The organism is Streptomyces purpureus (assembly GCF_014648195.1).
Taxonomy (GTDB): Bacteria; Actinomycetota; Actinomycetes; order Streptomycetales; family Streptomycetaceae; genus Streptomyces; species Streptomyces purpureus.
In genome coordinates this window covers 56,929-69,675 of sequence record NZ_BMQQ01000008.1, presented here as the reverse complement: position 1 = coordinate 69,675, position 12,747 = coordinate 56,929, and the positions used below count along the sequence as shown (strand labels likewise).

At 69.6% G+C, this 12,747-nt stretch carries 15 protein-coding genes; 5 read left to right on the top strand and 10 right to left on the bottom strand.

Annotated features, from left to right (window positions below; all coding sequences use genetic code 11):
* Window positions 1–157 precede the first annotated feature (157 nt).
* The 6 genes from IEZ01_RS12780 to IEZ01_RS12755 all read right to left on the bottom strand — a co-directional run bounded on the left by IEZ01_RS12780 (window position 158) and on the right by IEZ01_RS12755 (window position 5,299).
* Complete coding sequence (locus tag IEZ01_RS12780; RefSeq protein ID WP_189201743.1) at window positions 158–808, bottom strand: TetR/AcrR family transcriptional regulator; 651 nt, start codon at window positions 806–808, stop codon at window positions 158–160.
* A 146-nt stretch (window positions 809–954) separates the two neighbouring features.
* Window positions 955–2,313 (bottom strand): dicarboxylate/amino acid:cation symporter, encoded by a 1,359-nt coding sequence (locus tag IEZ01_RS12775; protein ID WP_189201741.1) that lies wholly within the window; start codon window positions 2,311–2,313, stop codon window positions 955–957.
* A gap of 377 nt (window positions 2,314–2,690) precedes the next feature.
* The gene (locus tag IEZ01_RS12770; protein WP_019888581.1) at window positions 2,691–2,984 is read right to left on the bottom strand and encodes a DUF4229 domain-containing protein; all 294 of its coding nucleotides are present in this window, start codon (window positions 2,982–2,984) and stop codon (window positions 2,691–2,693) included.
* 105 nt (window positions 2,985–3,089) lie between these two features.
* Entirely contained in the window at window positions 3,090–3,614 is a 525-nt protein-coding gene (locus tag IEZ01_RS12765; RefSeq protein WP_019888580.1) for a GNAT family N-acetyltransferase, read from the bottom strand.
* 14 nt (window positions 3,615–3,628) lie between these two features.
* Window positions 3,629–4,792: an aminofutalosine synthase MqnE gene (mqnE, locus tag IEZ01_RS12760; RefSeq protein WP_019888579.1), complete on the bottom strand. Its 1,164-nt coding sequence runs from the start codon at window positions 4,790–4,792 to the stop codon at window positions 3,629–3,631.
* A 51-nt stretch (window positions 4,793–4,843) separates the two neighbouring features.
* Window positions 4,844–5,299, bottom strand: a complete 456-nt coding sequence (locus IEZ01_RS12755) for an Lrp/AsnC family transcriptional regulator (RefSeq protein ID WP_019888578.1) — start codon at window positions 5,297–5,299, stop codon at window positions 4,844–4,846.
* Window positions 5,300–5,424: 125 nt separating this feature from the next.
* On the opposite strand from IEZ01_RS12755, the gene IEZ01_RS35630 reads away from it, so the two are divergent.
* Window positions 5,425–5,559: a hypothetical protein gene (locus IEZ01_RS35630; protein WP_019888577.1), complete on the top strand. Its 135-nt coding sequence runs from the start codon at window positions 5,425–5,427 to the stop codon at window positions 5,557–5,559.
* A 7-nt stretch (window positions 5,560–5,566) separates the two neighbouring features.
* On the opposite strand, the gene IEZ01_RS12750 is transcribed toward IEZ01_RS35630, so the two are convergent.
* Window positions 5,567–6,238, bottom strand: coding sequence for a UbiX family flavin prenyltransferase (locus tag IEZ01_RS12750; protein ID WP_028797834.1), 672 nt, complete (start codon window positions 6,236–6,238; stop codon window positions 5,567–5,569).
* A gap of 91 nt (window positions 6,239–6,329) precedes the next feature.
* On the opposite strand from IEZ01_RS12750, the gene IEZ01_RS12745 reads away from it, so the two are divergent.
* Both IEZ01_RS12745 and IEZ01_RS12740 read left to right on the top strand, forming a co-directional pair.
* Window positions 6,330–6,935, top strand: a complete 606-nt coding sequence (locus IEZ01_RS12745) for a rhomboid family intramembrane serine protease (RefSeq protein ID WP_028797833.1) — start codon at window positions 6,330–6,332, stop codon at window positions 6,933–6,935.
* Window positions 6,936–7,204: 269 nt separating this feature from the next.
* A complete protein-coding gene (locus IEZ01_RS12740; RefSeq protein ID WP_189201739.1) occupies window positions 7,205–7,969 on the top strand; it encodes a hypothetical protein in 765 nt (254 codons plus the stop codon).
* Window positions 7,970–7,984: 15 nt separating this feature from the next.
* Here the strand turns inward: IEZ01_RS12740 and mqnP are convergent, their stop codons facing one another.
* The gene (mqnP, locus tag IEZ01_RS12735; RefSeq protein WP_189201737.1) at window positions 7,985–8,887 is read right to left on the bottom strand and encodes a menaquinone biosynthesis prenyltransferase MqnP; all 903 of its coding nucleotides are present in this window, start codon (window positions 8,885–8,887) and stop codon (window positions 7,985–7,987) included.
* A gap of 79 nt (window positions 8,888–8,966) precedes the next feature.
* Window positions 8,967–10,418 (bottom strand): menaquinone biosynthesis decarboxylase, encoded by a 1,452-nt coding sequence (locus IEZ01_RS12730; RefSeq protein WP_189201734.1) that lies wholly within the window; start codon window positions 10,416–10,418, stop codon window positions 8,967–8,969.
* A 171-nt stretch (window positions 10,419–10,589) separates the two neighbouring features.
* Here IEZ01_RS12730 and IEZ01_RS12725 point away from each other — a divergent pair, with 171 nt between their 5' ends.
* Window positions 10,590–10,985: a PLD nuclease N-terminal domain-containing protein gene (locus IEZ01_RS12725; protein ID WP_189201732.1), complete on the top strand. Its 396-nt coding sequence runs from the start codon at window positions 10,590–10,592 to the stop codon at window positions 10,983–10,985.
* The gene (locus tag IEZ01_RS12720) at window positions 10,985–11,869 is read left to right on the top strand and encodes a LysR family transcriptional regulator (RefSeq protein ID WP_189201730.1); all 885 of its coding nucleotides are present in this window, start codon (window positions 10,985–10,987) and stop codon (window positions 11,867–11,869) included. The genes IEZ01_RS12725 and IEZ01_RS12720 overlap by 1 nt, the downstream gene beginning before the upstream one ends.
* On the opposite strand, the gene IEZ01_RS12715 is transcribed toward IEZ01_RS12720, so the two are convergent.
* Window positions 11,772–12,701, bottom strand: a complete 930-nt coding sequence (locus IEZ01_RS12715; RefSeq protein WP_189201728.1) for a DMT family transporter — start codon at window positions 12,699–12,701, stop codon at window positions 11,772–11,774. The two genes, IEZ01_RS12720 and IEZ01_RS12715, sit on opposite strands and share 98 nt — an antisense overlap.
* Between the last annotated feature and the right edge of the window lie 46 nt (window positions 12,702–12,747).

Genomic DNA, 12,747 nt, shown 5'->3' with positions numbered 1-12,747 from the left:
GGACCAGGCCACGCGCACCCAAGACCGGGCAGGGACCAGGCCACGCGCACCCAAGACCGGGCAGGGACCAGGCCACGACCGGCCCTGCGCCCCGCCAGGACCGGGGCGCGACCAGGCCACGACCGACCCAGGACCGCCCCTGACCGGCCCCGGCCGACTAACCCGGCGACCAGCCGCGTCCGTCCATCAGGTTCCCCAGGCCCGCCCAGGCGAAGTTCATCAGCGTCGCGGCCGTCTCCTTGGCCGTCATCCCCGGGGTCTCGTTGGCCCAGCCCGCCAGGGACTCCGCCGCGCCGACCAGCGCCTGGGCGAGCCCGGCCACGTCCCGTTCGGCCAGGTCCGGCGCGCGATCGGTGGCCGCGAGGGTCTCGCGCGCCGCCGCGCCGATGAGGCCGGTCACGAACGCCACGACCTCCCCGCGCAGGGCGACGACCTCGGCGGCGAACGGCTCCCCGGTCGTACGGGCCTGGCGGTGCAGGACCGACCAGCCGTCCGGGTGTTCGGCGGTGTGGGTGAAGAAGGCCGCGAGCCCCGCCCACAGTTGTCGGTCCGCCGGCAGCCCCGGCTCGACCGCGCCGCGTACCGCGTCGAGGAGCGCGGCCGCCTCACGCCGGATGCAGGCGGTGAAGAGCTCTTCCTTGGAGTTGAGGTAGAGGTAGACCAACGGCTTGGACACACCGGCGAGTTCGGCGATGTCGTCCATCGAGGCGGCCCGGTAGCCGCGCCGGCCGAAGGTCTGCACGGCGGCGTCCATCATCTGCTGCTCGCGCACCTCGCGCGGCATCCGCTTGGCCTTCGTGGCACCCACCCGTGACATCCTTCCGCCCCTGCCGCCCTCGCGGACCGTACTGCTCCCGCAGTGATCGCCACACCCTACGGCGCCCACCGCACGCGCGTGCCCCCTGCCCGTACGGGCAGGGGGCACAACCAGGCTGTTCAGGCCGCCGGGCAGCGTCAGGCGGTGGCCGGAACCGTCACCTTCTGCTCGGCCTCGCGGGCGTCGCGGTCGTCGCGGTCGTCGACCGGCGACGCGGACGCCGCGTTGTAGGCGTCGTGGTCGAGGATCTTCTCGCGGGCAGCGACGACGACCGGGACGAGCGCCTGGCCGGCCACGTTCGTGGCGGTCCGCATCATGTCCAGGATCGGGTCGATCGCCATCAGCAGACCCACGCCCTCCAGCGGCAGGCCCAGCGTGGAGAGGGTCAGGGTCAGCATGACCGTGGCACCGGTCAGACCGGCGGTGGCGGCCGAGCCGACGACCGAGACGAAGGCGATCAGGAGGTAGTCCTGGATGCCGAGCTGCACGTCGAAGATCTGCGCGATGAAGATCGCGGCGAGCGCCGGGTAGATCGCGGCGCAGCCGTCCATCTTGGTGGTCGCGCCGAACGGGACGGCGAAGGAGGTGTACTCCTTCGGGACGCCGAGGCGCTCGGTGACCTTGACCGTGACCGGCATGGTGCCGACCGAGGAGCGGGAGACGAACGCCAGCTGGATCGCGGGCCAGGCGCCCTTGAAGAACTGGATCGGGTTGACCTTGGCGACCAGCGCGAGCAGCAGCGGGTAGACGCCGAAGAGGACCAGCGCGCAGCCGATGTAGACGTCGGCGGTGAAGGTCGCGTACTTGCCGATCAGGTCCCAGCCGTAGTCGGCGATGGCGAAGCCGATGAGGCCGACGGTGCCGATCGGGGCGAGCCGGATGACCCACCACAGGGCCTTCTGCAGCAGCTCCAGGACGGACTCGCTGAAGGTGAGGATCGGCTTGGCCTTCTCGCCGAGCTTCAGCGCGGCGACACCGGCGACGGCGGCCATGAAGACGATCTGCAGGACGTTCAGCTCGGTGAAGGGGGTGATGACGTCCGTCGGGATGATCCCGGTGAGGAAGTCGATCCAGGTGCCTTCCTTCTTCGGCAGCTTGCCGTCCTGCGGCGTGAGGCCGGTGCCGGCGCCCGGGTTGGTCAGCAGACCGATCGTGAGGCCGATCCCGACCGCGATCAGCGATGTGATCATGAACCAGATCAGGGTCTGGGTCGCCAGCCGGGCGGCGTTGTTGACCTTCCGCAGATTGGTGATCGACACCAGGATCGCGAAGAAGACGAGCGGCGCGACGGCCAGCTTCAGGAGCTGGACGAAGATGTCACCGATCTGGCCGAGGGTGTCCTTCAGCCAGCTGACGTCCTGGCTGCGGGCCAGCCAGCCGAGGAGGACGCCGAGCGCCAGACCGGCCACGATCTGGGCCCAGAAGGGGACCTTGGGTATGCGGAAACCGGAGCCGGACGGCTTCTCGGTCGTGGCGGACGCGGGGTTCGCGGACACGAACACACTCCAGATGTGCGTATCGGGGGTCGTACGGGACGGAAGCGGCGCCCGCGCGCTCGAAGGGCGACGCCGCTGCATGATGCCGGGTCTAGACCTCGCGGCAACAGACCGCGGACATACAGCGGCACAGATCGACATGCAGGCGCGCCACGAGCGGGATGCTCACGGCTTCGGGGCGGCGCACGGCTGTCGTCATGCCGAGTACGTTAACACTTGAACTTTGAGAACCTCAAAGCTCTTCTTTGGGTCCCTGATGGCCGGGAATCACCCCGTAGAGGCCGGAAAACGCCGAAACCCCGGGCTCGGTGCGCTGCTGCACCGAGCCCGGGGCCCGTACGGATGTGAGGAAGCTTACGCCGCCCTTAGGGCGGGTCTCAGACGCCGTCCTCCTGGGAGCGGCTGGCCTCCAGGCGGGTCTTCGCGCGGTCGACCTTGGTCGCGATCTGCTCGGACATCGCCTCACGCTGCTTGCGCAGCAGGACGAAGCTGAGCGGAGCGGAGATCACCACGGCGAGCACGAGCACCCACAGGAGGTTGGAGTCGCCGAGCCCGCGGGGCAGCACACCGAGGTGGACCAGGCCCCACAGCGCGAAGAAGCAGCCGGCGAAGACGCCGAGGCGCATCAGGGTGTACCGGAGCGTTGCGGCGCCCGTCCCGTTGTCGGACACGTCGGCCCCTTTCTCAGATGGTGTCGAGGGTTGTCGATCCAGTGAAACATGAGGAACAAAAGGGGCGGCCCGCAGGGCCTCGACGAGGCGTGGCGGGAGGGGCGATCAATTCAGCGGGAGCAGCATGGTGATGTCGTCCCGGTCGTCACCGTCGGCCACCCGGATCGCGCCGGGCACCCGCCCGACCTCCTTGTAGCCGCAGGCCACGTAGAAGCGGTCCACGCCGGTGCCGCCGCGGCAGGCCAGCCGGATCGCGTCGATGCCGTCGAAGCCCCGGGCCGCGGCCTCGGCGGCGGCCATCAGCTCACGCCCGTACCCCTTGCCCTGGTGGCGGGGGTGGACCATGACCGTGTAGAGCCACACCCAGTGCCGCATCAGGCGGTGGGTGTTGTACGTGAGGAAGGCGGTTGCGGCCACGGCGCCGTCCTCGTCGTACCCGGCCAGGAGCCGGCTGCGGCCCTCGGTGATCGCCGCGAGTTGCTTGATCCACTCGGGGCGTATGTCGTCGGGGACGACCGGCGGCACGAAGCCGACGGCCCCGCCCGCGTTGGAGACGTCGGTCCACAGGCCGACAATGCCCTCGGTGAGGGCGCGGTCGACGGGCGGGTCGAGTCGGAAGGTGAGGGACATGTGGGCGGCCCCCGTCAGACGCGCATCGGCTGCGGCGACTCGCGCAGGGCGGCGTCCGGGCCGGGGTACTCGCGGATGATCTCGTAGCGGGTATTGCGCTCGACGGGGCGGAAGCCGGCGTCGCGGATGAGGTCGAGCAGGTCCTCGCGGGAGAGCTTGTTCGGCGTGCCGTAGTTGTCGGCGTCGTGCGTGATCTTGTACTCGACGACCGAGCCGTCCATGTCGTCGGCGCCGTGCTGGAGGGCGAGCTGCGCGGTCTGCACGCCGTGCATCACCCAGAACACCTTGACGTGCGGGACGTTGTCGAAGAGCAGCCGCGAGACGGCGAAGGTCTTCAGGGCCTCCGCGCCGGTCGCCATCGTCGTGCGCGCCTGGAGCTTGTTGCGGACCTTGCCGTCCTGCATGTCGACGAAGTCGTGCTGGTAGCGCAGCGGGATGAAGACCTGGAAGCCGCCGGTCTCGTCCTGGAGCTCACGCAGCCGCAGCACGTGGTCCACCCGGTGCCGGGGCTCCTCGATGTGCCCGTAGAGCATCGTGCTCGGGGTCTTCAGACCCTTGGAGTGCGCCAGCCGGTGGATGCGCGACCAGTCTTCCCAGTGGGTGCGGTGGTCGACGATGTGCTGGCGGACCTCCCAGTCGAAGATCTCCGCGCCACCGCCGGTGAGCGACTCCAGACCGGCCTCGATGAGCTCGTCGAGGATGTCGGAGGCCGACATGCCGGAGATCGTCTCGAAGTGGTGGATCTCGGTGGCGGTGAACGCCTTGAGCGAGACGTTCGGGAGCGCCTTCTTCAACTCGGAGAGGGAGCGGGGGTAGTAGCGCCAGGGGAGGTTGGGGTGGAGCCCGTTGACGATGTGCAGCTCGGTGAGGTTCTCGTTCTCCATCGCCTTGGCGAGGCGGACGGCCTCCTCGATGCGCATGGTGTACGCGTCCTTCTCGCCCGGCTTGCGCTGGAACGAGCAGTAGGCGCACGACGCGGTGCACACGTTCGTCATGTTGAGGTGGCGGTTGACGTTGAAGTGGACGACGTCGCCGTTCTTACGGGTCCGGACCTCATGGGCCAGGCCGCCGAGCCAGGCCAGGTCGTCGGACTCGTACAGAGCGATGCCGTCCTCGCGGCTCAGCCGCTCTCCGGAACGGACCTTCTGCTCCAGCTCGCGCTTGAGTCCCGCGTCCATCTGCGGCCGCCTCCCATTTTCTGACGAATTCAGGCTCCACCCACCGTACTCTCAGCCCTCCTCGGGCAGATCTCCGACCCGGTTCTCCCACTTGGTGGAGAGCACGATGGTCGTACGGGTCCGGGAGACGCCCTTGGTGCCGGAGAGGCGGCGGATCGTCTTCTCCAGGCCGTCCACGTCGCTGGCCCGGACCTTGAGCATGTACGAGTCGTCACCGGCGATGAACCAGCAGTCCTCGATCTCCGCGAGGTCCTTCAGCCGGCGCGCCACGTCCTCGTGGTCGGCGGCGTCGGAGAGGGAGATGCCGATCAGGGCGGTGACGCCGAGACCGAGCGAGGCAGCGTCGACGGTGGCGCGGTAGCCGGTGATGACGCCGGCGGCCTCCAGTCGGTTGATCCGGTCGGTGACGGAGGGCCCGGAGAGCCCGACGAGCCGGCCGAGCTCGGCGTACGAGGCCCTGCCGTTCTCCCGCAGAGCCTGGATGAGCTGCCTGTCAACGGCGTCCATATGCCTGAAGCCTTCCATTGTCCAGCAATACCGCGAGTTTAGGTGTAGAATCAAAGGTACACAGGGCTCGACACCCTGCGAATCATTCAGTTGATCAAAGACGATCTTTCAGGAGTGACCTCACCGTGTACACGATCGAGATGGCCTACGCCCACATGCGCTCGCTGCAGGAGCTGGCCAACCGCTCGCGTGCTCACCAGCCGGCCGCCGCCTACCGAGTCGACAAGACCCGCAAGCCCGGCCGCTCCAAGAAGCGCTGATCCGGCGCTAATCCGCCTGAGAGCCACCCAGCTCTCCCTTCCAGCGGCGGTACAGGCCGTGCGGCACCCCTGCCGCGTCGAGCACCCGCCCGGCGACGAAGTCCACCAGATCCTGGATGTGGGTCGCCCCCGCGTAGAACGCCGGAGAGGCGGGCAGCACCACGGCGCCCGCCTCGTCCAGCGTCACCAGATGCCGCAGCGTCTGCCCGTTCAGCGGCGTCTCCCGGACCGTGACGATCAGCGGCCGCCGCTCCTTGAGCATCACGCTCGCGGCCCGCTGCAGCAGATCCTTCGACAGCCCGAGCGCCAGCCCCGCCACGGCGGCGGTCGACGCGGGCACGACGATCATTCCCTTGACGGGGTACGACCCCGAGGACGGCCCGGCGGCGAGGTCTCCCGCCGCCCAGTAGCGCACGTCGCCGACGTCCACCCGGAACGTGTCCGGCTTCCCGTCGGCCCCCCGCGCGAGCCAGGTCGTCAGATCGTCCCGCCAGTGCGCGTCCCGGAAGGCGATCCCCGTCTCGTCGAGCAGCGTCAGCCGCGAGGCCCGCGACACGACGAGGTCGACACTCTCCCCCGCGTCCAGCAACCCCCGCAGAACGGCGGCGGCGTAGGGCGTCCCGGACGCCCCCGACACTCCGACGACCCAGGGACGACGCTGCTCTGTAACCGGCTCCACGCCGCCGAGCCTATCCGGCGGCGCGGCGGCGGAACCGAGTAAGGTGCCCCGTCCGTTCCAGGGGTGAACGTATTCACCGCAGGGGGCCGCGATGACGGGAACGAAAGCCGAGCGGTGGCGCACCGCCGACCGGGCCAGGACAGCGGCCAAACTGATGCTGGCGTGGGTCGCGCTGCTGTGGCTCCTTGAGGCGGCCGACGTCGCGAGCGGCCACGCGCTGGACACCTTCGGGATCGTCCCCCGCCATCCGGACGAGCTCGTGGACGTCGTCCCGAGCGCCTTCGTCCACTTCGGCTTCGCCCATGTCGCCGCGAACACCGTCCCGCTGCTCATCTTCGGCTTCCTCGCCGCGCTCGGCGGTATACGGCGCTTCCTCGTCGTCTGCGCGGTGATCATCGTCGCCGACGGCCTCGGCGTCTGGCTGATATCGCCGTCCCATACCAACACCGCGGGCGCCTCCGGCCTGATCTTCGGCCTCTTCGGCTACCTGGTGGTCCGCGGCTTCGTCGAGCGCAAGGCGCTGGGCATCGTGGTCGGCGTCCTGGTCGCGGCGGTCTGGGGCGGCTCGATCCTGCTCGGCATCTCCCCGGCGAACACGTCGGTGAGCTGGCAGGGCCATCTGGTGGGCCTGGTGGCCGGCGTGTGCGCGGCGTTCCTCTTCCGCCCCGGCCGTGAGCGGGCCGCCCTGCACCCCTGACGGGTGCCCGCGTGCCCCCGCGGTGCCCCTGGCTCTGCCCTCGCGGACCTCGACCGTACGCCCGCGCCGTGGGGAGACTGCGGGGCACCCGTCGTGACGCCATGCCTCCCGGAGCGGCCATGTTCATGCACCGAGACCGAGGAACAGCCGAGGCGGCTCCGGGCCGCGGCCGAAACGGCCGCGACCGGCGGGCACCCCTGGCTCCGAACCCCGTCGGTCAGGGTCACGACGACCGGCCCGTTCAAGCACAGCACCTCACCCCCGCCGACATGCACGCGCTGCAACGCAGCGTCGGGAACGCGGCGGTCGTCCGCGCGCTCGGCCGGCAGCGTCAGATCCAGCGGGTGGAAGCCGGCGGCGAGCAGGACGACCGCACGCGGTACCGGATCCAGATCCAGACGAGCAAGACCGCCCGCACCCACCATCTCGACTACTGGAACCTCGGCTTCGGCCACGCCTGGGTCGCCCTCTACAAGGACGAGGGCGGACAGGAGACATGGAAGTCGTACGGCTTCTTCCCCGCCGAGGAGGTCCCCCACAACAAGCCCTTCGCCTCGGTGAAAGGGAAGGTCATGAGGAACCACGACAACCCGGCCAACGCGACGTCCAAGCTCACCGCCGAGCTCACGGAGGAGCAGTACAACAGCGCGAGGGACTTCATCCGGACGAATGAGGGCCGTTCCTACAACCTGGCCACGTTCAACTGCACCACCTTCGCCCGTGCGGTCTTCGAGGCCGCGACGGGCGAGTCCGCCCCCGGTCTCGGTCTCCCGCTGTTCGAGAACCCGAACACCCTTCAGGACTCGATCAAGCGGCGCAACGACAGGAGCGGCGCCCCCCGTAAGGGCGAGGACATCAACGCCGGCGTGGGTTCGAACTCGGACTACGACTCGGACAGCAGTTCCGACGAGAGCTGGAGCAATCCTCTGGGCGGCTTCCGGCAGATGAACGCGCCCGCCGCGCAGGCCCAGGACCCGGCTCCGCGGCCGGGGCCGCCGGCCGCACCGACCCCCGGGCGCTTCGAAATCGACTGAGCCGCTCCCGGCCGGCTACACGGTCAGGCCGCGCACCAGCAGGTCGATCAGCGCGCACAGGAAGAGCGAGATGCCGATGAAACCGTTCGTCGTGAAGAACGCGCGGTTCAGGCGGGACAGGTCGTGGGGCTTGACGATCGTGTGCTCGTAGCAGAACGCGGCGATCACGATCACAAGGCCGATCCAGAGGAAGAGGCCCGCCTGCGTGGCCAGCGCGTACCAGACCAGCAGCCCCGTCGTGACGACCGCCGAGGCCCGCGCGCCCCAGAGCGCCGCCGGGATCCCGAAGCGGGCGGGGACGGACATGACGCCTTGGGCGCGGTCGGCCTGGACGTCCTGGCAGGCGAAGATCAGGTCGAAGCCGCCGATCCAGATCCCGACCGCGAAGCCGAGGATCACCGCGTCCCAGGACCACTCCCCAGTCACCGCGAGCCAGGCCCCGATCGGCCCTATGGCCTGCGCGAGGCCGAGGATCGCGTGCGGGAAGTTGGTGAAGCGCTTGCCGTACGGATAGACCACCATCGGGATCACGGCGAGCGGCGCGAGCGCCAGGCAGAGCGGGTTCAGCAGGGCCGCCGCGCCCAGGAAGACGACGACGGCGATCCCCGCCCCCGTCCACGCGGACCGTACCGACACCGCGCCGGTCACCAGCTCGCGGCCGGCCGTACGTGGGTTACGGGCGTCGATCTCGCGGTCGATGATCCGGTTGCAGGCCATCGCGAACGTCCGCAGGCCCACCATGCAGACGGTGACGAGCAGCAGCGTGACCCAGTCGATCCGCCGGTCGGCCTGGAACATCGCCGTCAGCGTGGCGATGTACGCGAAGGGCAGCGCGAAGACCGAGTGCTCGATCATCACCAGCCGCAGGAAGGCTTTCGTACGGCCCGGGCGCGCGCCGGGTACGGCCGCCGTGGTCACAGCCCGTACTCCGGATCACCCCCGCGAAGGCGGGGAAACCCCGTCTCCGCGCTGCACGAGCCCATCATCCGCAACGTCCTCACAGTCCGTACTCCTTCCAGCGACGTGTCACCCGTTCGGCCGTCGCCGGGTCCGACTCCACCATGTCCGGCCAGCCGCCGTCGCGGGTGTAGCCCTCCTCGGGGAGCTTCTTCGTCGCGTCGATGCCCGCCTTGCCGCCCCAGAACTGCTGGTACGAGGCGTGGTCCAGGTGGTCCACGGGCCCCTCCACCACCGTGAGGTCGCGGGAGTAGTCGGTGTTGCCCAGCGCCCGCCAGGACACCTCGTGCAGGTCGTGGACGTCGCAGTCCTTGTCCACCACGATGATCAGCTTGGTCAGCGACATCATGTGCGCGCCCCAGATGGCGTGCATGACCTTCTGCGCGTGCTTGGGGTACTTCTTGTCGATCGAGACGATCGCGCAGTTGTGGAAGCCGCCCGACTCCGGCAGGTGGTAGTCCACGATGTCCGGCACGATGATCTTCAGCAGCGGCAGGAAGAAACGTTCCGTGGCCCGGCCCAGCGGGCCGTCCTCGGTCGGCGGCCGACCCACCACGATCGACTGGAGCAGCGGCCGCTTCCGCATCGTCACGCAGTCGATCTTCAGGGCGGGGAAGGGCTCCTGCGGGGTGTAGAAGCCGGTGTGGTCGCCGAAGGGGCCCTCCGGGAGCATCTCGCCCGGCTCCAGCCAGCCCTCGATGACCACCTCCGCGTTGGCCGGGACCTGCAGCGGCACGGTCTTGCAGTCGACCATCTCGATCCGCTTGCCCGCCACGAACCCGGCGAAGAGGTACTCGTCGATGTCGCCCGGCAGCGGCGCGGTGGACGCGTACGTCACGGCCGGCGGGCAGCCGAAGGCGATCGCGACCGGCAGCCGCTCCCCGCGGGCAGCGGCCACCGCGTAGTGGTTGCGGCTGTCCTTGTGGATCTGCCAGTGCATGCCGATGGTGCGCTTGTCGTGGCGCTGAAGGCGGTAGAGCCCGAGGTTGCGTACGCCGGTCTCGGGGTGCTTGGTGTGGGTGAGGCCCAGGTTGAAGAAGGAGCCGCCGTCCTTCGGCCAGGTGAAGAGGGCCGGAAGCTGATCCAGGTCGACGTCGTCACCGGTCAGGACCACCTCCTGGACCGGGGCGTCCTTGATCTTCTTCGGCGGCACATGGACCATCGAGCCCAGCTTGCCGAAGGCCTCCCGCACGCCGACGAACCCCTGCGGCAGCTCCGGCTTGAGCAGCCCGCCGATCTTGTCGCTGATCTCGCCGTACGACTTCAGCCCCAGCGCCTTCAGGAGCCGGCGGTCGGTGCCGAAGACGTTCATCGCCAGGGGCATCGAGGAGCCCTTGACGTTCTCGAAGAGAAGGGCGGGACCCCCCGCCTTGTTCACTCTGTCGACGATCTCCCCGACCTCCAGGTACGGGTCGACTTCGGCCTTGATGCGCTTGAGGTCGCCTTCGCGCTCCAGGGCCCGGAGCAGCGAGCGGAGATCGTCGTAAGCCATGGCGCCAAGTATCCCTGAGCACCGCTCGCGCCTCCGCCCCGGGGCCGGGCGATTCCTGCCGGGGGTCCGGGGGTCGTCCCCCGGAACAGCACAGCGGTCACGGGCTACGCTGGAGCTGTCACCGGGGCCGGAGAAGCGTGCCTCGCCATTGCTTCCAGGGGGCTGTCCCACATGCTCAGGGCGCTGATGTACATCCTGCCGCTGGCGCTGACGATCTACGCCTTCATCGACTGCCTCAACACCCCCGAGGACGAGGCCAAGCACCTCCCCAAGATCGCCTGGGTCTTCATCATCCTGCTGTTCTGGGTGGTCGGCCCGATCGTCTGGCTCGCGGCCGGCAAGCTGCGCCGCGCCCCCGCCGGAGGCCGTACGCCCTCGGAATGGCACCGCAACCACCGCCACGAGTGGGTCGCCCCCGACGACAACCCCGAGTTCCTGAAGTCCCTCAAGGACGAGAACAAGCAGGACGAGGCCGTCCTCAAGGACTGGGAGGCCGACCTGCGCCGCCGCGAGGAGGAGCTGAAGAAGCGCGAGCAGGGCGACGACGCCAAGGACGGCGACAGCTGATGGAGCTCCGGCTCCTGATCACCTTCGAGAAGGTCGCCTCCGTCCTCTCCTTCACTCGCGCCGCCGCCGACCTGCGCTACGCCCAGTCCAGCGTCACCAGCCAGATCCGCGCCCTGGAGTCCTCGCTCGGCGTGGAGTTGTTCGAACGCCTCGGCAGCCGCATCCGGCTCACCGAGGCCGGTGAGCGGCTCCTGCCGTACGCCCGCCGGATCATCGAGCTGTCGGACGAGGCGCGGGCCGCGGTCGTGGAGACCGGGGAGCCGGCCGGGTCGATCGCGGTGGGCACGATGGAGTCGCTGACGTCCTACCGGCTGCCGCCGCTCCTGGAGCTCTTCCACCACCGCTATCCGAAGGTGCGGTTGTCGCTGCGCCCCACCCTCGGCGACGAGACCCGGCAGGCGCTGCGCCAGGGAACGTACGACATCGGCTTCCTGATGGAGCCCGACACCGAGCACGAAGGCCTGGAGAGCGAGGTTCTGGCCGAGGAGCCGCTGGTGCTCGTCGCCTCGCCGCGGCATCCACTGGCCGCCCGCGCCGATCTCACGGCGGCCGACCTGGCGGCGGCGCAGCTGGTGGGGACGGAGCCGGGATGTCCCTACCGCGACCTGTTCGAGGAGTCGCTGAGCCAGTGGTCCCCGCCGTTCATGGAGTTCGGCACGATCGAGGCGACCAAGCGGGGCGTGGCGGGCGGGCTCGGCATCGCCCTGGTGCCCCGGGTCACCGTCTCCGAGGAGCTGGCGTCCGGGGCACTGGTGGAGCTGGACTGGCGTCCGCCGTTCACGCTCTTCACTCAGATCGCGTGGCGGCGGGGGAAGCGGCTGCCGGCGCATGTGCGGCTGTTCGTGGAGCAGGCGCGGCGGCTGGTGTCCGAGCAGCAAGGGTGATCTTCAGGCTCGCGAGGGCGATCAGCGGGACGCCGAGCGCCTGGACGAGGCCGATGTGGTGCCCGTACACCGCCCAGTCGGCGAACATCGCGACGGCGGGGTAGGTGAAGGCGAGCACGGCGATCTTCGCGGTGGGCAGCTTCTGGTAGGCCGCGTACATCAGGACGTACATGAGCCCGGTGTGGATGAGTCCGAGGCCGGCGAGCCAGCCCCATCCGGCGCCGAGCCCGGCGGCCGCGCCGAAGTCGGCGAAGGGCAGCAGCAGCGGGATGCCGGCCAGGACCTGCACGAGGGCGATCAGGTGGGGCCGTACGCCGGTGATCCGCTTGGTGACGATCGTCGACAGCGCGTAGAGCACGGCGGCGGCGAGCGCGAGCCCGAGCCCCTTGAGGGACGCGGTGTCCCCGGGCCGGATGCCGGAGACGAGGACGAGCCCCACGAACGCCACCCCGAGCCAGCCGAACTTCGCCGCCGTGATCCGCTCCCGGAAGAGCACGGCGCCGAAGACCACCAGGAAGAACGGCTGCGTGTGGTAGACGACGGTGGCGAAGGAGATCGAGGTGGCTTCGTACGCCTCGAAGAGGAAGACCCAGTTGAAGACGATGAACACCCCGCCGAGCGCGGCGAGCCCCAGCTTCTTCGGCGTGAGGCCGTGCCCGGTGAAGTAGCCGCGGAGGAGGCTGTACGCGCCGAGGGCGGCGGCCCCGAAGAGGCACCGGAAGAACACCACGTCGAAGGGTGACGCCCCGGACTCGACGACGAAGATGCCGAGAGTGCCGGAAAGCACCATGGCGAGGGTCAGTTCGGCGGTTCCTCGGGTCTCGTTTCTCATGACGGCGACGCTACGAATCCGGCCCGGGCCCGGTCCACGAGCCAGT

What these genes read in the sequence shown, in the direction of transcription:
- IEZ01_RS12745 (WP_028797833.1), top strand. Translation starts at nt 6,330, where the DNA reads ATGACGGGAACGAAAGCCGAGCGGTGGCGCACCGCCGACCGGGCCAGG.
- IEZ01_RS12720 (WP_189201730.1), top strand. Translation starts at nt 10,985, where the DNA reads ATGGAGCTCCGGCTCCTGATCACCTTCGAGAAGGTCGCCTCCGTCCTC.
- IEZ01_RS12740 (WP_189201739.1), top strand. Translation starts at nt 7,205, where the DNA reads ATGCACGCGCTGCAACGCAGCGTCGGGAACGCGGCGGTCGTCCGCGCG.
- IEZ01_RS12730 (WP_189201734.1), bottom strand. Translation starts at nt 10,418, where the DNA reads ATGGCTTACGACGATCTCCGCTCGCTGCTCCGGGCCCTGGAGCGCGAA.
- IEZ01_RS12765 (WP_019888580.1), bottom strand. Translation starts at nt 3,614, where the DNA reads ATGTCCCTCACCTTCCGACTCGACCCGCCCGTCGACCGCGCCCTCACC.
- IEZ01_RS12725 (WP_189201732.1), top strand. Translation starts at nt 10,590, where the DNA reads ATGCTCAGGGCGCTGATGTACATCCTGCCGCTGGCGCTGACGATCTAC.
- IEZ01_RS12715 (WP_189201728.1), bottom strand. Translation starts at nt 12,701, where the DNA reads ATGAGAAACGAGACCCGAGGAACCGCCGAACTGACCCTCGCCATGGTG.
- IEZ01_RS12755 (WP_019888578.1), bottom strand. Translation starts at nt 5,299, where the DNA reads ATGGACGCCGTTGACAGGCAGCTCATCCAGGCTCTGCGGGAGAACGGC.
- mqnE (WP_019888579.1), bottom strand. Translation starts at nt 4,792, where the DNA reads ATGGACGCGGGACTCAAGCGCGAGCTGGAGCAGAAGGTCCGTTCCGGA.